This window comes from Simplicispira sedimenti (assembly GCF_022760965.1).
Taxonomy (GTDB): Bacteria; Pseudomonadota; Gammaproteobacteria; order Burkholderiales; family Burkholderiaceae_C; genus Simplicispira; species Simplicispira sedimenti.
In genome coordinates, this window is sequence record NZ_JAKVIJ010000001.1 from 52,789 (window position 1) to 73,563 (window position 20,775).

17 protein-coding genes are annotated in these 20,775 nt (G+C 64.9%); 2 read left to right on the forward strand and 15 right to left on the reverse strand.

The annotated features are described in order from the left end of the window. Positions 1-111 precede the first annotated feature (111 nt). The 6 genes from MJ602_RS00260 to def form a co-directional block, all read right to left on the reverse strand. Positions 112-1,305, reverse strand: coding sequence for a phosphoglycerate kinase (locus MJ602_RS00260; RefSeq protein WP_243018934.1), 1,194 nt, complete (start codon positions 1,303-1,305; stop codon positions 112-114). Positions 1,306-1,415: 110 nt separating this feature from the next. Continuing rightward, entirely contained in the window at positions 1,416-1,727 is a 312-nt protein-coding gene (locus tag MJ602_RS00265; protein WP_279235656.1) for an AzlD domain-containing protein, read from the reverse strand. 20 nt (positions 1,728-1,747) lie between these two features. Next, positions 1,748-2,428, reverse strand: coding sequence for an AzlC family ABC transporter permease (locus MJ602_RS00270; RefSeq protein ID WP_243019260.1), 681 nt, complete (start codon positions 2,426-2,428; stop codon positions 1,748-1,750). A gap of 59 nt (positions 2,429-2,487) precedes the next feature. Next, positions 2,488-3,477 (reverse strand): methionyl-tRNA formyltransferase, encoded by a 990-nt coding sequence (gene fmt, locus MJ602_RS00275; protein ID WP_243018936.1) that lies wholly within the window; start codon positions 3,475-3,477, stop codon positions 2,488-2,490. Between the two features lie 17 nt (positions 3,478-3,494). Next, entirely contained in the window at positions 3,495-3,980 is a 486-nt protein-coding gene (locus tag MJ602_RS00280; protein WP_243018937.1) for a hypothetical protein, read from the reverse strand. Then, a complete protein-coding gene (gene def, locus MJ602_RS00285) occupies positions 3,977-4,486 on the reverse strand; it encodes a peptide deformylase (RefSeq protein WP_243018938.1) in 510 nt (169 codons plus the stop codon). Before def ends, MJ602_RS00280 begins: the two co-directional genes overlap by 4 nt. A 199-nt stretch (positions 4,487-4,685) precedes the next feature. Between def and MJ602_RS00290 the strand changes: the two genes are divergently transcribed. Together MJ602_RS00290 and dprA are read left to right on the forward strand one after the other, a co-directional pair. Further along, a complete protein-coding gene (locus tag MJ602_RS00290; RefSeq protein ID WP_243018939.1) occupies positions 4,686-5,894 on the forward strand; it encodes a LysM peptidoglycan-binding domain-containing protein in 1,209 nt (402 codons plus the stop codon). A gap of 54 nt (positions 5,895-5,948) precedes the next feature. Next, complete coding sequence (gene dprA, locus MJ602_RS00295; RefSeq protein ID WP_243018940.1) at positions 5,949-7,103, forward strand: DNA-processing protein DprA; 1,155 nt, start codon at positions 5,949-5,951, stop codon at positions 7,101-7,103. A 19-nt stretch (positions 7,104-7,122) separates the two neighbouring features. Here the strand turns inward: dprA and MJ602_RS00300 are convergent, their stop codons facing one another. The 9 genes from MJ602_RS00300 to MJ602_RS00340 all read right to left on the reverse strand — a co-directional run bounded on the left by MJ602_RS00300 (position 7,123) and on the right by MJ602_RS00340 (position 20,666). Further along, entirely contained in the window at positions 7,123-9,465 is a 2,343-nt protein-coding gene (locus MJ602_RS00300; protein WP_243018941.1) for a DUF1631 domain-containing protein, read from the reverse strand. 33 nt (positions 9,466-9,498) lie between these two features. Beyond that, positions 9,499-10,452, reverse strand: coding sequence for a protein translocase subunit SecF (gene secF / locus MJ602_RS00305; protein ID WP_162014836.1), 954 nt, complete (start codon positions 10,450-10,452; stop codon positions 9,499-9,501). A 92-nt stretch (positions 10,453-10,544) separates the two neighbouring features. Beyond that, positions 10,545-12,431, reverse strand: a complete 1,887-nt coding sequence (secD, locus tag MJ602_RS00310; RefSeq protein ID WP_243018942.1) for a protein translocase subunit SecD — start codon at positions 12,429-12,431, stop codon at positions 10,545-10,547. Between the two features lie 134 nt (positions 12,432-12,565). Further along, entirely contained in the window at positions 12,566-12,898 is a 333-nt protein-coding gene (gene yajC / locus MJ602_RS00315) for a preprotein translocase subunit YajC (protein ID WP_162014834.1), read from the reverse strand. A gap of 183 nt (positions 12,899-13,081) precedes the next feature. Beyond that, on the reverse strand, positions 13,082-14,452 hold the full coding sequence (locus MJ602_RS00320) for a 4Fe-4S binding protein (RefSeq protein WP_423246677.1): 1,371 nt from the start codon (positions 14,450-14,452) through the stop codon (positions 13,082-13,084). Between the two features lie 25 nt (positions 14,453-14,477). Then, positions 14,478-14,903 carry a cupredoxin domain-containing protein gene (locus MJ602_RS00325; RefSeq protein WP_243018944.1) on the reverse strand — a complete coding sequence of 142 codons (426 nt, stop codon included), beginning with the start codon at positions 14,901-14,903 and terminating at the stop codon, positions 14,478-14,480. Then, positions 14,891-16,312 carry a carbohydrate porin gene (locus MJ602_RS00330; RefSeq protein WP_243018945.1) on the reverse strand — a complete coding sequence of 474 codons (1,422 nt, stop codon included), beginning with the start codon at positions 16,310-16,312 and terminating at the stop codon, positions 14,891-14,893. The genes MJ602_RS00325 and MJ602_RS00330 overlap by 13 nt, the downstream gene beginning before the upstream one ends. A gap of 2 nt (positions 16,313-16,314) precedes the next feature. Further along, on the reverse strand, positions 16,315-16,845 hold the full coding sequence (locus tag MJ602_RS00335) for an iron transporter (RefSeq protein WP_243019261.1): 531 nt from the start codon (positions 16,843-16,845) through the stop codon (positions 16,315-16,317). 260 nt (positions 16,846-17,105) lie between these two features. Continuing rightward, positions 17,106-20,666, reverse strand: coding sequence for an indolepyruvate ferredoxin oxidoreductase family protein (locus MJ602_RS00340; RefSeq protein ID WP_243018946.1), 3,561 nt, complete (start codon positions 20,664-20,666; stop codon positions 17,106-17,108). Between the last annotated feature and the right edge of the window lie 109 nt (positions 20,667-20,775).

Sequence of the window (20,775 nt, forward strand, 5' to 3'; positions counted from 1 at the left end):
GGGTGCAGGCCTCAACAAAAACAAGAAAAAGATGCGCTAACTGCGCTTTGCAGCAGACGCTTTGTTGTTTTTGTCACAGTACCCACCTCGCCTGTAACAGGCGGTTTCAAATCAAGCTGCAGCCCGCTTTTCCAGTATCTCGAAGGCCGGGAGGGTTTTCCCTTCCAGAACTTCAAGGAACGCTCCGCCGCCAGTGGAGATATAGCCCACTTTCTCTTCAATGCCGTATTTGGCAATGGCGGCAAGCGTGTCGCCACCACCGGCAATCGAGAAAGCGGGCGACTCGGCAATCGCCTGTGCGATGGCCTTGGTGCCATTCTCAAAGGCCGCAAATTCGAACACACCCACAGGCCCGTTCCAGACGATGGTGCCCGCTGCCTTGAGTTGCGCAGCAAGCCTGGCCGCTGTTTCGGGCCCGATGTCCAGGATCAGGTCGTCATCGGCAACCTCCGAGGCCTTCTTGACCGTGGCTGCGGCGTCGGCGGCAAAGGTCTTGGCAACGACGACGTCGGTGGGAATGGGCACTTCGGCGCCGCGCGCCTTCATGGCCTCGATCACCGCCTTGGCCTCGCCCACCAGGTCGGCTTCTGCCAGACTCTTGCCGATGTTCAGACCCGCCGCCAACATAAAGGTGTTGGCAATGCCACCGCCAACGATGAGCTGATCCACATTCTTGGCCAGGCTTTGCAGGATGGTGAGCTTGGTGGACACCTTGGAGCCCGCCACGATGGCGGCCAAGGGGCGCTTGGGCGAAGCCAGCGCCTTGCTGATGGCGTCGATCTCGGCCGCCAGCAGCGGGCCTGCGCACGCCACAGGCGCAAACTGAGCAATGCCGTAGGTGGTGCCCTCGGCGCGGTGGGCGGTGCCAAAGGCGTCATTCACAAAGATGTCGCACAACGCAGCCAATTTGCGCGCCAGGTCTTCCTTGTTCTTCTTCTCACCCACGTTCAAACGGCAGTTTTCCAGCAGCACCAACTGGCCGGGCGCGACGCTCACACCACCCACCCAGTCGGTCACCAGGGGGACCTCGCGCCCCAGCAACTCGCCCAGACGTTGTGCGACGGGAGCCAAAGAGTCTTCCGGTTTGAACTCACCTTCCGTCGGACGACCCAGGTGGCTGGTCACCATGACCGCAGCGCCGGCCTGGAGTGCCATCTCGATGGCGGGCACCGAGGCGCGGATGCGTGTGTCTTCGGTGATGCGCCCTGCATCGTCCTGCGGAACATTGAGGTCGGCGCGGATGAAGACGCGCTTGCCGGCCACTTGGCCGCTGGCGCACAGATCGGAGAAGCGAAGGATGTTCATCGGTGTGAAGAAAGGGAACTGACGGATCGCCCTTGGAAGCGGTGGTCACCCATTCCAACGGCGGCTGGACCGCATTGTAGGCAAGCGCACCAGCCGCCCGAATGCCGCACCTACCAGCCCAGCCCCACATGCAGCGGCAGGTACACCAGCATGCCCACGACGATGGTGCCCAGAATGCCGCGCCGATAGAAGTAGTAGGCGCTGGCACACAGCACCGCGGGCAGCCTGGCGTCCTGCCAGGTGGTCAGCAGCACCCCCTGTGTCATGAACACCTCCGGGGCGATCACCGCCGTCAGCGCCGCCAGCGGAGCGTACTTGAGGCCCCGGCGCAACCAGCCCGGCATGGGGATCTCACGCCGGGGAATCATGAAAAAGGCCCGCGTCAACACGGTAATGAGCGCCAGGCCACCAATGGCCAGCATGGCCTGCAGGTCATCGCTGTTCACGGCGCACCCTCATGGTCCACAGCCAGCGTGCGTTGCGTCTGCACAGCCTCCACCAACAGGCCCGCAGCCACCGCTGCGGCAATGGCCACCAGGATATTGAGCTTGAGCGGAAGCGCGAAAGCTGCAACGGCCGCCGTGGCCGCCACACCCGTCGCCGTCCAGGTGGCGCGGTCCACCAGCAGCGACAACAACACACCCAACAAGGCCAGCACCCCGGCAAAACCCAGCCCCCAAGACAAGGGAATGGCGTGGGCCAGTGCGATGCCCAGCAACGAAGGCACTTGCCAAGCCACCCAATTGACGGTGGCTGCCCCCCAGAAGAAAGGCACCTGCCCCTTACCAGGGCGCGGCTCGGGGAAGCGCTTCATGAAGGCCACGAAGATGACATCCCCGCTGAAATACCCAATGGCCAAGCGCTGGCGCAAAGGCAAGTGCTGAAAATAGGAGCGCCAAAGGCTGCTGAAGATCACAAAGCGCAGATTCACACAACACGCCGTGAGCCAAACCACCCACAGCGGGGCTCCGGCCGCCAGCAGCGGAATCACCGCCAGCTGGGCGCTGCCTGCGTAGACCAGGAGCGACATGACGACGGCCACAGGCACCGACATGCCGCTCTTGACCATGGCGACCCCGGTGACCAGGCCCCAGGCGGCGATGCCCAGGGAGGCGCCCAGCATGTCTGCCACCCCCTGGCGGAACAGGGGATGGCGCCAAGTCCTGCGCTGCGCAACGGCGCTCACGCACCGGCCTCGCCGGACGCACCGTGCGCACCCAGCACCATGCCCGGCTGCAAGCCAAATCCACGCACGAAATCTGCCGCCCCCAAGCGCTTGCCCCCAGCACGCTGCAAGGCCGTGATGGCCAGCACGCCGTGCCCACACGCCACCAACACCGCATCAGCATTCAAGGCCAAAATATGGCCGCAGGGCACTCCAGACGGGCGCAAGGCGCTATCAATTTTGCACGACCACAGCTTGATGACCTCCCCCTGCACCGTGGTACTGGCACCCGGAAAGGGGTCGAAGGCACGGATGCGCCGGTCGATGGCCTCGGCCGAAAGAGACCAATCCACGGCGCTCTCGGATTTCTCGATCTTGTGGGCATAACACACCCCCGCCTCCGGCTGCGGCACCGGCACCAGCCCCCCGGCGTCCAGTTGGTGCAGCGCCTGAACGATGAGCCGCCCACCCTGAACGGCCAGGCGGTCGTGCAGGGTGGCTGTGGTGTCCTGGGGCAGGATATCCATCGCCTCGCGCAACAGCATGTCGCCAGTGTCCAGGCCCGCATCCATTTGCATGATGGTGATGCCGGTCTGCGCATCACCTGACTCAATCGCCCGGTGAATGGGTGCCGCCCCTCGCCAGCGAGGCAGCAGGCTGGCATGGATGTTGAGGCAACCCCAGCGCGGCGCGTCCAGCACCCACTGCGGAAGAATCAGGCCATAGGCCGCCACCACCATCACATCGGCCTGCGCAGCCATGATGGCTGCCTGCGCGCCAGCAGCCTCCTCGGCATACTTGCCATCCAATCGCAGGCTGCGCGGCTGTGCCAGGGCAATGCCATGTGCCTGCGCCAGCTGTTTGACCGGAGATGCCTGGAGCTTCATGCCCCGTCCGGCGGGTCGGTCAGGCTGGGTGAGTACCAGCGGCACCGAGAAACCGGCGTCGAGCAAAGCCTGCAAGGCAACGCGCGCAAAATCCGGCGTACCGGCAAAAATGACTTTCATGACCTGAAGGCTGACGATCAGCGGTAACGGTCGTCGGCCGCCGGGTCTTCGGCCACGTCCACCCGCGCCACGCTGCCGCCAGCGTCGAAATGGATGCGCGCGCGCCGGTGCACGCCATATTCCAGGAAAAAGTAGCTCCAGACGCTGCCCTTGTCCGCATCGGTCGCACGACGCGCGGGCGGGCCAAAGGTCTGCTGCACATCGGCCGCACGCCACTTGCCCGCCTCGATGGCAGCAAACTGCGCCACCGAGAGCACCTGCTCGTGGATCTGCTGCAACCTGCCCAGGGCATCGAAATCCAGTCGGCGAACCTGCCAGGGTTGCGGACTGTAAAACACCCGCTGGCCTTGCGCATGCTGGTACACGGCCTTGGGCGCACCCCACTGCGCCTGCACGTCGTCCAGCAGCACACCGGGGCGCACGGCTTGGCCGCCGCCGCTGGCACACCCCGCCAGCACGGCGCAAACCAACAGCCAGCCGATTCCTGGTGCAGCGGCCCTCATGCGCGTGCCTCGCGCTGGCGCTTGACCAGCTTGGATTTGATCCGGGTCCGCTTGAGTGGCGACAGATACTCGACAAACACCTTGCCCAGCAGATGGTCCAGTTCATGCTGGATGCAGATGGAGAGCAGGCCTTCGGCCTCCAGGGTTTGCTCCTGGCCTTGCGCGTCGAGTGCACGCACGCGCACCGCCGTGGAGCGCTCCACGCCGTCGTAAATGCCAGGCACCGACAGGCAACCTTCATCGCCCAATTGCTTTTCCGGGCTGGCCCAGACAATTTCAGGGTTGATGAGCACCAGAGGCTGATTGCGCTCTTCAGAAATGTCGATCACCACCAGACGCTCATGGACATCCACCTGTGTGGCTGCCAAACCGATGCCGTGGGCGTCGTACATGGTCTCGAACATGTCCGCCACCAAGCCGCGGATGCGCGCATCGACCTCACGAACCGGTTTTGCAACAGTATGCAACCGAGGGTCGGGATAACAAAGAATAGGGAGAATGGCCATGGCTGCGCACAGAAGAATGTCGTTATTTTCGCCACTTTTTCCATTCTGCGCACCCGCCGGGGACAATAATCATTGCCGAATCAAGGGCTTGAGCAGAGAATCTCAGACGATTTATGACGTATTTTTGCCATGGCAGCCGTTGCACGGATCTGCACATGGCTACAGCGAGGGGCGTTTAAACATGCAGAACAGGAACGACATGGGAGCAATGGCCGGTATGCCGCGGGTGGCCTTGGGCGCAGTGGGCTTCGTCTGTGCCATGCTGACCAGCCAGGCGGCCATGGCACAGACCGCACCCGTCAGCACGGCACAGCGGGCCACCGCTGAACAGGTGGCCCAACAAGGCATCCCGCTGGCAGAGCTTGCCGCCGACGCACCTGACACCTATGTCATCAAGCGTGGCGACACCCTCTGGGGAATATCGGGCATGTACCTCAAGCGCCCATGGCGTTGGCCCGAGCTGTGGGGTATGAACATGCAGGCCATTGCCAACCCCCACCTGATCTTTCCTGGACAGACCCTGTACCTGGAAAAGAAAGATGGCTACGCACGTCTGAGCACCCGTGCCACGGCCAGCGGCGAACCCGAGACCGTACGCGTCTCTCCGCGCACCCGCACCGACAGCCTGTCCGCCACAGCGCTGCCGACCCTCAAGCAGCACTTGATCGAACCCTTCCTGGCTGAGCCTCTGGTGGTGGACGAGCAAACGTTGCTGCGCGCTGCGCGCGTGGTAGCCACCATGGAAGACCGGGTGCTGATGGGCCCCACAGACCGTATTTATGCCCGGGGCGATGCGGCCAACCCGCTGCGTGCAGAGCCTGGTGAGCCGCGCCAGTACCGCATCTTCCGCGATGCCGTGGCCCTCAAGGATCCGGCCAGTGGCGCCATCCTCGGCTACGAGGCCCACTACCTGGGCAAGGCCGATCTGGTCCGTGGTGAGAGTTTTGAAGAGAGCAGCAACGGCAAGGGGGGCTACATCTCTGAATACGTGCCCGCCACGCTGGACCTGGCATCCAGCAAGGAAGAAGTGCGTGCTGGCGATCGGCTGCTGCCAGCACCGCCGCGCTCCTATGTCAGCTTTGCTCCGCACGCACCCCAGCTGCCTGTGGATGCACGCGTGGTCTCCATCTACGGCAGCTTTGGCATGTCCAACGCAGCCCAGAACAATGTGGTTGCCATCAACCTCGGCACCGAAGACGGCATGCAGCCCGGATTGGTACTGAGTCTGCTGACCAAAGGCAGCCGCATCACGGACAAGACAGAAAACGGCAAACAGACGATCAAGCTGCCCAGCGAATCCAATGGGCTGGCCATGGTGTTCAGGACTTTTGAGCGGGTTTCGTATGCCTTGATCCTTGAAGCCCGTCTGCCCGTGAGCGTGGGCGATCGGCTGGTCAATCCGGATTGATATGCTCAGGTACCGTGCAAGCGGAAATTGCCTTCTACTTGCACGGAAGAAACCATGGATGCCGATGAGCTGCGTGCTTGGCTACGCCTTGGCCTGACACCGGGCGTAGGCTCTTTGACGGGCCGGCGCTTGCTGGCGGCGTTCGGGTTGCCACAGCAGGTGTTCCTTCAAAGCACGCAGGCCTTGAAGGATCACACCACGGCGGCCCAGGCCGGTGCCTTGGCTTGCGTACCTGAGGCACTGGATGCCCAGTACCGCGCAACTACCCAATGGCTGGAGACCAACGGCCCACATGGCGAGCAGCGCAGCATCATCACACTGGGCGATCCGCGCTATCCGCCAGCCTTGCTGCAAACCGAAGATCCGCCCCTGCTGCTCTATGCATTGGGACCGGCTCGTTTTCTGCAGTCGCACAGCTTTGCGGCCCCTCAGTGCCTTGCGGTGGTGGGCAGCCGCAACCCCACGCCCCAGGGCGCGGAAAACGCCCGCTCTTTCGCGTCGGCACTGTGCAGCGCAGGCTGGACCGTGGTGTCAGGGCTGGCTCTGGGGGTGGACGCCTCCGCCCATGAGGGCGCCCTGTCTGCTTCAAAGGACAACAACAATTCCCCTGCCACCATCGCCGTGGTCGGAACCGGATTGGACCGTGTCTACCCCCGAAAAAACCTTGAACTGGCACACAGAATCGCGCAGCACGGGCTGCTGCTGAGTGAATACCCTCTGGGAACGCCGCCCCTGGCGGCCAACTTTCCCAAACGCAACCGCATCATCTCAGGCCTGTCCCAGGGTACCCTGGTGGTGGAAGCGGCACCCGCATCCGGATCACTCATCACTGCACGCATGGCTTCGGAGCAAGGGCGGGAGGTGTTTGCCATTCCCGGTTCCATCCATGCGATCCAATCGCGCGGTTGCCATGCCTTGATCCGACAAGGCGCCAAGCTGGTGGAAACCGTGCAGGACATATTGGAGGAGCTGCCTGGGTTCTGCACCCCCCTTTCTGCTGCCGGTTCGGCTCCCGCATCCCCCTGCAAGCCCCACAAGCACTCTGCGGTGCTGGAAGCAATGGGCTTCGACCCCACAGGACTGGACGCGCTGCAGGCACGCACGGGCATGGACACCCCGACACTGCAGGTTCAATTGCTGGAACTGGAAATCGAGGGCCTGGTCATGCGACTGCCTGGGGGGATGTTCCAGCGCATGGCCCAAGCCTAAAGGCGGCCACACACCATGATCACCCCAGGAGGCGCTCCGGATTGGCCTGCAACTTGGCCAGCGCATCGCGGGTCGCTCGCACCGTGAGACCCTCTTCTTCACGCGCAACCAACAACCCGGCCTGCAGATAAGCCGCCAAGCGCCGCAACTGGATCAGGTAGCAAGTGCCGTCAGTGGCGGCGAAAAGGTGCAATTGCTTGCGCTGGCTGTGCCACGAATACTGCACCTGCAGGCTGGCACCATTGTGGTCCAGGGTAAACCAGTTGCCCTTGGGTAACTCCAGCGCCCAGGCCACCATGGCCTCCTCCACCGGCGCGCCGTTGTCGGCAATCACGTGGATGGCCGAAGCGTCTATGCCAGTCATCATCTCGATGCTCTCGGCATCCAGCGGCATGTCGCCCATGTCGGCATCGCTGATGAAGTCTTCCAGGTTGGCCAGGCGCTTGGCCAGCGCTTGAATGTGCTCCACAGGAATAGCCGCCGTCTTCGACAGAAACGCCTCTGCCAGGGTGTCTGTCAATGCCTTGATCTGGGCGTCCTGTACCTGCCCCGTCATCCCCATCAAGGTCAACCCCTGGCGCAAACGCTGCAACAGCCCGGGCAGGCTTTGGATCACTTGCGCCCGCTCCGTGCGATTGGGCTTGGCGCTGGCCGCCCAGACCAGGTCGGCTGCCGTGCGCTTGTAGGCCACCGTATCGGCATGCTGCGGACCGTCACGCACGGCCGACATGGCCAGCACTTCTGCCCAGTTCTTGAAAAGAAACTCACGAATCTCGTCCCGCACCGGCATGTCCTTGAGCATGGTGCGCAACTCGATGGTGTACTGGATGGTCAGTGTCTCTTTCTGCTCCACCTGCTGTGCCACGCTGACGAGCTTGGCCGTGGATTGCTTGGCGGTGAGGAACTTGGCCAGAAAGGCCTCAAACTCATCGAACACCAGCTGAAAAACCCGCCTGCCGGTTTCAGGATACTGCTCGATCACCTGCACGATGCGCTTGATTTCTGCCTCCAGCGCACTGCCCGAAAGTGCCGTGGAGTCAAAACCCAGTGCAACCGAACCCATCCGGTCAATGAGCTTGCGCGCCGGGTGCTCCATGTTGCTGAAGAACTCGGGCTCAGCCAGCGCCACACGCAGCACCGGCACCTGCAAGCGCGCAAACCAGATTCGCACCGCGGGTGGAATGCGGTCCTCCGTCAGGATGCTCTGGAACATCAAGGCCACCACCTCGATGATGGCCTTTTCACCCTCGCTGTCAGCCTTCTTCTTGAACTCCGCGGACCGATTGCGCACCACGTTGGTCACTTGTACCACGGCCGCCGGACTGTAATCCTCTATGGGAGCCCCCACTGTGCCGTAGTAGCTCTCCGCCTGCACGCGATGGGCGGCCAATGCATGGGCCAGTGCCGCCGATGCAGGGGGCGCATTCACCATGTCAAAGCCAGTGGCGGGCTGGGTGAGCAGGCGCTTGAGCTGAACCATGACGCCTTGCGCACGCTGTCGCGCACGGGCCAGGGGAGACGCCCCGGCATACATCGATGGCATGGCCTGCTGCATGGGGTGCATGCTGGTCGGCGCCATGCGTGAGGCACCAAACCGGCTGGCCTGCGCAGCCATTTCGCGCGCGGAGGCCATGGCTTGCTGGGTCTGCGCCAGCGCCTGCGAGGCAGGGCTGTTCTGCAGAGGCGCTGCGCCCGATCCAGCGGGCGAGCGATTCACGCGCACGCGCAAATCCTGCTGCGCCACCACGCCCTGGGATTGCAAGAGATCGTTGCAGGCCTGGTACACCTTCAGCAAAACGGCAGCCAGCTCACGCTGCAATGGATCCAGCACCGTCTGCAGGTCATCACGGGCCATGCCCGACTTTACCCACTGTTCCACCAGATGGAGGGCCACGGTTTCGGGACGAAGAATGTCGTCCTTGGGAAGCTCACGCCCCTCCACCGACTGGACGCGCAAACGCAATAACTCAAAGCCAGCACTCACGGCCTCCATGACCGTCAGGGCAATGCGCGAGGCGACGATCTTGTTCTCCACCACATCGTCGTCCACCAGCTCAAAGCTCAACTCCGAAGCGTTAAAGCCACTGCCGCGCTGGGAACTGGGGGTTTCGGTCAGCGCCGAGCGCCAGGCCTCGGCCACATTGCGCATCCAATCACCACTGTGCTGCTGGAACGACTGCCAGGCATCACGGCGCTGCTGCATCTCCCGTTGGGTCCCGGTCTGCGCCATCAGGTTGCTGAAAAACTCCAGCAGCACCTTGTCGATATCAACCTGTCCCCGACACAGCCCCTCCACCAGCCGCTCACGCACCTGCCGCGCAAGCCTGCGCTGCGGCTGATGAGGAGCGGAAGAAGCGTGCATCACGCAATGTTATACGGGAACACTGTTTTGTGGTCAGACCACCGCACCTGCATTGGGATCGTTGGGGTCACCTTCCTTGCGCTGCGCCTTGACCAAATCCTCACGCTTGACACCCAGCCACATGGCGATAGCAGCCGCCACGAACACCGAGGAATAGATGCCGAACAAAATGCCGATGGTCAGTGCCAGCGCAAAATTGTGCAGGCTGGGACCGCCAAAGAAGAACATCGACAGCACCATGGCCTCCGTCGATGCGTGGGTGATGATGGTCCGGCTCATCGTGCTGGTGATGGCGTGGTCGATGACCTCGGTGGTCGTCATCTTGCGGTAACGCCGGAACGCCTCACGAATCCGGTCGAAGATCACGACCGACTCGTTGACCGAATAGCCCAGCACCGCCAACACAGCCGCCAACACCGACAGCGAGAACTCCCACTGAAAAAAGGCAAAGAAGCCCAGGATGATGACCACATCGTGAAGGTTGGCAATGATGGCAGCGACACCGAACTTCCATTCGAAGCGGAAGGCCAGATAGATCACGATGCCCACGACCACCATGGCCAAGGCCATGAGCCCGCCATGGACCAGTTCCTCGCCCACCTGCGGACCCACAAACTCTGTGCGGCGCAGCGTGACTTCGGGGTCGGCTGCCTTGAGCGCACCGATCACCTGCTCGCTCTGCTGCGCCGAGGAAACGCCCTTTTGCACCGGCAGGCGGATCATCACATCACGCGCCGTACCGAAGTTCTGCACCTGCACGTCATCGCCATAGCCCAGGCCTGACACCGTGCTGCGCACCTTGGCCAAGTCCGCTGGCTGGCTGTAGGCCACCTCCATCACCGTACCGCCGGTGAACTCCACCGACAGATGCAAACCACGGCTGAAGAGGAAGAAAACCGCCAGCGCAAAGGTGATGAAGGAGATCGCGTTGAAGACCAACGCGTGCTTCATGAACGGAATGTCTTTTTTGATGCGGAAAAATTCCATGTTTCTTATCCTTGTTTTGGAATTTCCAGAGGAAGCTCATATGCGCGTAGCGCATGTGATGCTGGAACCAAGAACTCCATGGTCTTCCTCCTTTATTCCGGCTTGACGGCGGTGGTGCCGTCGGCCCCGGGTTTCCAGATCTGGCCGATGGACAGGCTCTTGAGCTTCTTCTTGCCGCCGTACCAGAAATTGACCAATCCACGCGAGAAGAACACGGCAGAGAACATGCTGGTCAGGATGCCGATGCAGTGCACCACGGCAAAGCCGCGCACCGGGCCCGAGCCGAAAGCCAGCAGTGCCAAACCGGCGATCAAGGTGGTGACGTTCGAGTCCAAGATGGTGGCCCAGGCGCGCTCGTAGCCGGCGTGGATGGCCATCTGGGGTGACACACCCTCACGCAATTCCTCACGGATGCGCTCGTTGATGAGCACGTTCGAGTCGATGGCCACACCCAGGGCCAGCGCCATGGCGGCAATGCCTGGCAGGGTCAACGTGGCCTGCAGCATGGACAGCACCGCCACCAGCATCAGCACATTCACCCCCAGCGCGATGCTCGAGAACACACCGAACAGCATGTAATACACGCACATGAAGGCCGCGATGGCCAGCATGCCCCAGACCACACTGTTGATGCCACGCGCGATGTTGTCGGCACCCAGGCTCGGGCCAATGGTGAATTCCTCGATGATCTCCATGGGCGCGGCCAGCGAGCCAGCGCGCAGCAGCAGCGCGGTGTCGTTGGCTTCCATGGTGGTCATGCGGCCGGAAATCTGCACGCGGCCACCACCGATCTCGGAGCGGATGACCGGCGCTGTCACGACCTCGCCCTTGCCCTTCTCGAACAGGATGATGGCCATGCGCTTGTTGATGTTCTCGCGCGTCACATCCTTGAAGATGCGCGCACCCTTGGCATCAAGCGTCAGGTTGACGGTCGGCTCCTGCGTCTGCCCGTCGAAACCAGGCTGCGCATCGGTGAGGTTCTCACCGGTCAGGATGACCTGCTTCTTCACGATCACCGGCTGACCGTTGCGCTCCAGATAGCGCTCAGAACCGAAAGGCACGGCGCCCTGACCGCGTTCCGCCGCGCGCGCCTCGGTGGATTCATCCACCAAGCGCACCTCCAGCGTGGCCGTGCGGCCCAGGATGTCCTTGGCCTTGGCCGTGTCCTGAACACCGGGCAACTGCACGACGATGCGATCCAGCCCCTGCTGCTGGATCACGGGCTCGGCCACACCCAACTCGTTGATCCGGTTGTGGAGCGTGGTGATGTTCTGCTTGAGTGCCTGCTCCTGCACACGGCGCGTGGCCTCGGGCTTGATGGAGGCACGCAACTTGAACTCAGCACCATCGGGGGTGACCACCACCTGCAGATCGGTGAACTGGTCAGCGATCAGGTTGCTCGTGGCTGTGCGCGTGGCCTCGTCGCGCACGCGGATCTCGACGGCCTGACCGTCGCGGCTGATGCCGCCATGGCGGATGTTCTTGTCACGCAGTGCCGTGCGGATGTCGCCTGCGTAGGACTCCGCCTTCTTGGTCAAGGCCGCCTGCATGTCCACCTGAAGCATGAAGTGCACGCCGCCCCGCAAGTCCAGCCCCAGGTACATGGGCTGCGCGTGCAACGCGGAGAGCCAGGTGGGCGAGCGCGACACCAGGTTCAGCGCCACGATATAGGCCGGATCGGCCGGATCGGGTATCAGCGCCTTCTGGATTGCATCCTTGGCCTTGAGCTGGTTGTCGGGCGTATCGAAGCGCGCACGCACCGAGTTGCCTTCCAGGCTCACATAGTCAGGCGACAAACCTGCCGCACGCAAGGCTTCCTCCACCCGCTGCAGCACAGCAGCGTCCACTTTCACAGTGGCCTTGGCAGAAGACACCTGCACGGCAGGCGCCTCACCAAAAAAATTGGGCAGGGTGTAGAGCACCCCGATCAGCAGCGCGACCACCAGGATCGCGTACTTCCAGATCGGATAACGGTTCATGTTTACGCCTTTTCCACGCCCTGCCGGCAAACGCCGCACCAGGGCCACCCCGCCGCGCTGGCCATATCTCCCCTCTCGCCAACAACGCGAGAGAAGGAAGAGGCGCCCCAGCGACTCAGGGGAATGCTCATCAGTTACTTGATAGTGCCCTTGGGCAACACTTGCACGACCGAGGCACGCTGGACCTGCACCTCCACACCAGCGGCGATCTCCACCCCCAGATACTGCTCGCTCATGCGCGCCACTTTGCCGAGCATGCCACCGGCAATGACCACTTCATCCCCCTTGGTCAACGCGTCGATCATGGCGCGGTGCTCCTTCTGGCGCTTCATCTGGGGTCGGATCATGACGAAGTACAGCACCACGAACATCAGTACCAGCGGCAACATGCCTGTCAGGGAACTCATGATGTCGCCACCTGCAGCAGGGGCCGGTGCCGTCTGGGCAATAGCAGAAGAAATGAACACGGACAAGACTCCACAAATGGATGATTGGAAGGACAAACCAGCCCAGGTAGGCACCTGGCGGTAAACAGAACATTGTATGCGGGCCGATCCGGATGGCAGCCCGTCGATACCCCGCCGCCACTGCGGGGGTTTGCCGGACACGGGCCCGCGCAGGGCGGCCCATGGTCCGCCCGCCGCCTATCGCTAGGCCCGGAACAGCTGCTGCCACCAGGCAGCCCCCACCAGCGCCAGCGGGACGGCCAGCGCCATCCACGCCAGCGCCGCCCGCACGGGCGGCACGCGCTCGCGCGCCAGACGCGCCGCAGCCAGCGCCAGCGACGCAGCGAACGCCAAGGCCAGCACGGCCGCGCGGGCCGTGTCGAGCCAGGGCAGGTAGACGCCCTCGGCGCGCAACTGCGTCTGCGTGAGCAACGTCAGCCCCACGAACACCCCGGCACCGGCGGCAGGAACCCAGGCCAGGGCCAGCACCGTCCAGGGCAGGCGTGCCAGCCGCCCGGCCGCCCAGGCACCGGTCTGTAGCGTGCCGCCCAGCACCAACGTGACGGCGCCGATGTAAGCCGGAATCAACAGCCCGTCGAGCCAGGTGAAGGTGTCCCCCACCGCCGGGTAGTGCGTGAGCAGCCACCAGGGGGCATCGGTGTCCAGCAGTTTCCACCACGCGCGCTCGGCCAGCCAGGCCGCGGCCTGTTGGCGCCAGGCGACAAACAACGGATCGGCAGACCAGCGGAACGCCCCGATCGCCACCCCGAACAAGCCCCAGATCAACAGCCAGGCCTCGGCACGCCCCACGTCGCGCGGGCCACTGGCCAGGATCTCGACCACAGGTGAGCGCACACTCAGGGTCACGGCGTCGCGGTGCCCGGCGCAGCGCCCGCACGCATGGCACTGCGCGGCGCCGGTCATCTGCTGCACGGACAGCAGCGGGGCGCAATCCACGGCGGGGGTGCGCCGTGGATAGGCGGCCCAGGCTTCGCGGTCCACCTTGAAATGCAGCGGCGCCACGCGCGCCAGCAGCGCGAACACGCCGCTGACAGGGCACAGGTAACGGCACCAGACCCGCTTGCCACGCCCGTAGGCCCAGCCGATCGCCACCGCCGCCAGGGTGGACCCTCCCAGCACCAGCAGTGCGGCCTGGGGATATTCGTACACACTGACGAGCTGCCCATACACCGTGGTGGCGACAAAGGCGACCAGCGGCCAGCAGCGCCAACGCACCCAGCGCGGTATCGCCCCGCCACGGCCATGCCGGCTGGCGAACTCCGCCAGCGCCCCTTCGGGGCACAGCACGCCGCACCAGATGCGCCCGAACAGCATGGTGGCCACGATCACCCCCGGCCACCAGAGACCCCAGAAGGCGAACTGCGCCGCGAGGGTCAGGTTGTTGAGCAGGTTCGCGCCCGCCTCTGGCACGGGGAGAAAGGCCGGCACGGCCACCAGCACTGCATAGACCAGGACCACGGCCCACTGCACCGCCACAATGATCCGCCGGTGGCGCGCCATGGCGTCGCCCAGGCGCGCCAACGCACCGCGCCGCACATGCGGCACGATGCGGATGACGGAAGCGGTGGGGCCAAGTCCTTCAGCGCGCATGGAGCACCAGCACCCCCGTGACCGGATTGAATTCATCGACGAACTCGTGCTCACCCGGCGCCAGGGGGGGCAGCACCACGAACGAGCGCGCTCCCGCGCCCAGCACTTTTTCGATGTGCATCTCGTCGTTCTCGAATTCCAGCGGCCCGGGGCCATGGTTCACGAGTTCGATCTTGATGCGCCTGCCTGCGGGCACCTGCAGGGCCTTGGGCGTGAACACCCCATCCGTCACCTCGACGGTGAAGCTCGGCAGCGGCTCGGCACGCCGCGCCCGGGCGCTGGGTGGCGCCGCGCCTTCGTCCGGCGGCGACGCCACCTCCTGCGCCAGCGGCACACCCGCCAGGCACAAAACCAGCACCAAGCCCGCACCGGCCCATCCACGCGGCAGCCAGCCCTCGCGCATCAGAAAGCCCACTGCGCGCGCACGCCCAGGACGCGGATGGCCGATGCCGCGCCGTCGCCCCCCGGACGGCGGATCCATTGGACGCTGGGCGTGAGCTGCAGCCCGTTGCCCAGGCTCCAGCGGTAGTACAGCTCGGCCAGCGTTTCCGCGCCCGAGGCGCCATAGCTCCAGTCTGGCTGGCCATCGCCGTCGGCGTCCACCGCGGCCGAATCGGCGCCGAAGGCCTTGGCCGTGCGCAGACGGCCCCAGGCCACGCCGATGGCATCGCCTCCCCGGCCCCAGACATTGCCGCTCAGCTCCGCGCCAGCCGTGAGGGCCGTGTCGAAGCGTGGCTGCCCCTTGGTCAGGCGCCCCCAGCGCGTGAACACGGTCAACTCGTCGCTGACCTGCTGGTCGATCGACAGGCCCACGCCCTGTTGGCGCTGTGCCTGGCCCAGGTAGCCCGCAGCCTGCCCGTTGGTCCAGGCATAGAGCCGGTACGTCCCGGGCAGGAAACCGATGCGCCGCGTGGTTTCGATCTGCGCGATGGCCAGCGGCTTGCCCATGGAACCAGAGAAATTGGCCCCCTGGCCCGCGCCAAAGACCCCCAGGGAGTAGGTCCAGGCGGCCGATTTGTCGCGCTCGTCGATGTACTGCAGGATCGCGCCCGGCGCGAAACCGTAGGCATCGGCGCCGATGCCGCCCCCCGAATCGAGCAAGGGGTTGTGCACGAAGGCGTTGTTCTGGAAGCGCGTGGTCTCGTCATCGGCGATGGCATTGCCGTCGAAGAAGCCGAACATGTCGATCTTGCCGACCGTCACGCGCGCGCGCTGGGTGGCGGCCTGTGTGCTGCGGCCGCGGGGCAGCGGAGTGTCGAGCTGGTACCATCCCTGCGCCAGCACGGCGAACGAGGAATCCGGATCACCGACTCCGCCGACCTCGAAACCCACCGAATTGGGCGTGCTGGTGTAGGTGGGCCGCAGGCCCACGCCGCTGCCCTGGCCGAAGCGCACATGGGCAAACGCCGTGCCCGTGACATCGCCCCACTCCCCGCCGGGCAGCGTCACTTCGACATCGCCTCGGTAGTTGGCGCGGGTCTCGCGCTGGCCCGAGGCCGTGGCACCCGCGCCGGCGGACTGCGCCACGCCCGTGATGCTGCCTTCCACCTTGATGCCGTCCAGCGCCTCCATGCGCTTAACGGGCGCGTCCATGGCCTGGGTGCGCGCCTCCAGCGCCTTGAGCCGCGTGGCGATCTCCGGCTCGCGCTCGCTCAAGCGCTCGGTCGTCAGCGCGGTCTCCAGTTCCGCGTTGCGCTTCTCCAGTACCTCGACCCGCGCGGCGAGCTGCTCCATGAGCGCCTGCATCTGCGCCAGATCCGCCGCCTGCGCGGGCAGCGCGACGGCCGCGCACACGGCCGCAACCGCCAGCATGCGTTGCCCCATGTTCAGTACCCGCCTTTCTTGCCGATGCCGGCGAAGGTGAACTCCCATTCCACCTCGAAGGTCTTGAACCAGGGGCGCACGCCCGTGGCGCGGTCGGTGTGGCGGCCGAAATGCTGGCCCACCGGGTTGTCCTTGGACGATGGCGGATGGATGGTGAACTTCACCTTGTACTTGCCGGGGCCCTGGAGCTTGACGTTGTCGCCGTAGTGCGGGCCGTCGCTGGCCACCATGGGCATCATGTGGCCCCGGATCGGCTCGCCGCCGCCCACCTTCACCAGCTCATAGGCAATGTGCAGGAATGGCATCCAGGCGCCTTCCGGATAGCCGTTGACATTGCCCGCCAGCGCGTGGATGTCCGCCTCCAGGTGGATGTCCGATTCGGCGGCCTTGCGCATGTGCCCTTCCGGCTCCATATCGATGGCCTGCAGGTAGACGGCGGCCACCTCCATGCCATTTCGCTGGTACGGCGTACCGATGGGAAATTCCAGCGCGGCCGCCGGCATTGCAGTCCACAGTACGCCAGCCAGCGCCATCGCGCCCACGGCACGGGTCAGTCGGTAGTTCACAAACGCTCCTTGTCATCTGGATGAGTCAGGGCGTGAATATATTGCCAATGAGAATGATTACCAATACCAGTTGTTGATCTACTGCAAACCCCTGCGCAATTCTTCGACCCGGGACATGCGGCGCGCGGCGACCGGCCTGGGGTCCGGTGCGAGGTGGCGGAAAACGGCCTCCCCAGAAACGATACGGCCCCGGCCAGGATTGGCGGGGGCCGTGCCGGTCAACGCGTTCAGGCGGCCTGGCGCTGCGCCGGGGCGCGCCACTGGGCCATCAGGCCATCCCACTTGGCGCGCGCGGCCTTCAGGTGGCGCTCCTTCACGTGGCCGTAGCCCCGGATGTCCTCGGGAATGCGCGCGATCTCGGCCGCCAGCGCCAGCCGCTCGGGCGTCAGGCCGGCGAGCAGTTCCTCGATGCAGGCGCGGTATTCCACGATCAGGGCACGCTCCATCCGGCGCTCTTCCGTCTTGCCAAAGATGTCGAGCGCGCCGCCGCGCAGCCCCTTGAGCCCGCCGAGCACACCCAGCGCCCGGCGCATCCAGGGGCCGAACGACTGCTTGACCAGCTCGCCCTTGTCGTTGCGCTGGGCCATGAGGGGCGGGGCCATGTGGTGGACGATCTTGTAGTCGCCCTCGAACATGGCGGCGATCTTGTCGGTGAAGGCCTTGTCGGTGTGCAGGCGGGCCACCTCGTACTCGTCCTTGTAGGCCATGAGCTTGAACAGGTAGCGCGCCACGGCCTCGGCCAGGCGCGTGCTGCTGCCGAGCTTGGCTTCAGCGGCCTGCACCTTCTCGACGAAGGCGCGGTACTGGGCCGCGTAGGCCGCATCCTGGTAGCCGGTGAGAAACTCGACGCGCTGCGCCACCATCTCGGCCAGCGCGGGCTTCTTCACGAACTCGATCACCTGGGCCGCCTGGAACAGCGCCTGCACGGCCGACAGATCGTGCGCGCAGCGCCGACCCCATTCGAACGCGGCCTTGTTGTTGTCGATCTGCACGCCGTTGAGCTCCATGGCACGCATCAGCGCGGCGTGCGACAGCGGCACGCGACCCTTCTGCCAAGCGTAGCCCAGCAGCAGCGGGTTGGTGTAGATGCTGTCGCCGAGTAGCTGCACCGCTACCTGCTCGGCGTCGAAATGGCCCACCAGCTCCGCGCCCACAGCCGCGATGACGGCGCTCTCGCAGTTGCCGCCCGGGAACTGCCAGTTGGGGTTGGTGACGAACGAGGCCGTCGGCGTGCCGTGGGTATTGAGCGCCACGAAGGTGCGGCCCGGCTGCATCACGGCCAGCGTGGCCTTGTTCGCGGCCACGATGGAGTCGCAGCCAATCACCAGATCGGCCTTGGCGGTGTCCACCTTGGTGGTATAGATGGCCTCGGGCCGGTTGGCGATCTGGATATGGCTCCAGGTCGCGCCGCCCTTTTGCGCCAGGCCGCCCGCGTCCTGCGTGACCACGCCCTTGCCATCGAGGTGCGCGGCCATGCCCAGCAGCGAGCCGATGGTGATCACGCCCGTGCCGCCCACGCCGCCGACCACGATGCCCCAGGCCTCTTCCGCCACCGGCAGCACCGGCTCGGGGATCGGGGGCAGGCTGGCGAGGTCGCCTTTCTTCTCCTTCTTGGGCTTCTTCAGCGTACCGCCTTCGATGGTGACAAAGCTCGGGCAGAAGCCGTTGACGCAGGAGTAGTCCTTGTTGCAGGTGCTCTGGTTGATGCGGCGCTTGCGGCCGAACGGTGTCTCCACGGGCTCGACGCTCAGGCAGTTGGACTTGACCGAACAGTCGCCACAGCCTTCGCACACCAGCTCGTTGATGATCACCGTCTTGTCGGGCGTGGCGAGCTTGCCGCGCTTGCGGCGGCGGCGCTTCTCGGTGGCGCAGGTCTGGTCGTAGATCAGCGCCGTGCAGCCCGCGATCTCGCGCAGCTCGCGCTGGATGCGGTCGAGCTCGTCGCGGTGGTGCACCGTCACGCCGGCGGCCAGCGGCGCGCCGTCGTACTTCTGCGGCTCGTCGGTCACGATGACCAGCTTGGCCACGCCCTCGGCCTTGAGACTGTTCATGATCTGCAGCACCGAGTGGCCTTCGGGGCGCTCGCCCACCTGCTGGCCGCCGGTCATGGCCACGGCGTCGTTGTAGAGGATCTTGTAGGTGATGTTCACACCCGCGGCGATGCTCTGGCGGATCGCCAGCAGGCCGCTGTGGAAGTAGGTGCCGTCGCCCAGGTTGGCGAACACATGCGGCTCCTGCGTGAACGGCGCCTGCCCCACCCACGACACACCCTCGCCGCCCATCTGCGTGAAGGTGGAGGTGCTGCGGTCCATCCACACCGTCATGTAGTGGCAGCCGATGCCGGCCACGGCGCGCGAGCCTTCGGGCACGCGCGTGCTGGTGTTGTGCGGGCAACCGCTGCAGAACCAGGGCGTGCGCTCGCCGGTGTCGGTCTTGAGCTCCAGCATGGCACGCTCGCGCGCCTCGATGGTGGCGATGCGCGCGTCCATGCGCGCGATGATGTCCTGCGAAACGCCCAGCTTCTTCAGGCGCTTGGCGATGGCCTTGGCGATGATGGCTGGCGTGAGGTCGGCTTTGGCGCGCAGCAGCCAGTTCTGGCTCGGGTTGGGCATGCTCCATTCGCCACCCGAGGCGTCGCCGCCGGGCTCGTCGAACTTGCCCAGCACATGCGGGCGCACGTCGGCGCGCCAGTTGTACAACTCTTCCTTGAGCTGATATTCGATGACCTGGCGTTTCTCCTCCACCACCAGAATCTCCTGCAGCCCTTCGGCAAAGCTGCGCGTGATGGTGGCCTCCAGCGGCCACACCACGTTGACCTTGTGCACGCGGATGCCCAGCTGGCGGCAAGTGTCGTCGTCCAGGCCCAGGTCCATGAGCGCCTGGCGCGTGTCGTTGTAGGCCTTGCCGCTGGCGATGATGCCGAAGCGGTCGTTGGGGCCTTCGATCACGTTGTAGTTGAGCTTGTTGGCACGCACATAGGCCAGGGCGGCGTACCACTTGTAGTCCATGAGGCGCGCCTCCTGCTCCAGCGGCACGTCGGGCCAGCGGATGTGCAGGCCGCCGGGCGGCATGGCAAAGTCCTCGGGCAGGATGATCTTCACGCGGTCCGGGTCCACCGACACGCTGGCCGACGACTCCACCACCTCCTGAATGGTCTTCATGCCCGACCACACGCCCGAGAAACGGCTCATGGCGAAGGCGTGCAGGCCCATGTCGAGGATGTCCTGCACATTGCTCGGGAAGAACACCGGCGTGCCGCAGGCCTTGAAGATGTGGTCACTCTGGTGCGGCGCCGTGCTGCTCTTGCTGATGTGGTCATCGCCGGCAATGGCGATCACGCCGCCGTGCTTGGCCGTTCCCGCCATGTTGGCGTGCTTGAACACGTCCGAGCAGCGATCCACGCCCGGGCCCTTGCCGTACCAGATGCCGAACACGCCGTCGTATTTCTTCTTCTCGGGGTACAGGTCGAGCTGCTGCGTGCCCCACACGGCGGTGGCACCCAGTTCTTCGTTCACGCCGGGCTGGAAGACGATGTGGTTCTCGGCCAGGTGCTTCTTGGCGGCCCACAGCGCCTGGTCGTAGGTGCCCAGCGGGCTGCCACGGTAGCCGCTGATGAAACCGGCGGTGTTCAGCCCCGCCACGGCATCGCGCTGGCGCTGCAGCATGGGCAGGCGCACCAAGGCCTGCACGCCGCTCATGAAGGCGCGGCCTTCGCCCAGGGTGTATTTGTCTTCCAGCGTGACGGTTTCGAGGGCCTTGCGGACGGATTCGGGCAAGGGTGCGTTCATCGTGTTGTCTCCTTCGCGGGTTCGTGGGGCCGCGTCTTGTGGGGCGGAACGTGGGCGCCTGCCAGTTAGGGTGGCGGCTCCAGTGTGCAGAGGAGTGTATGCCCTTGTC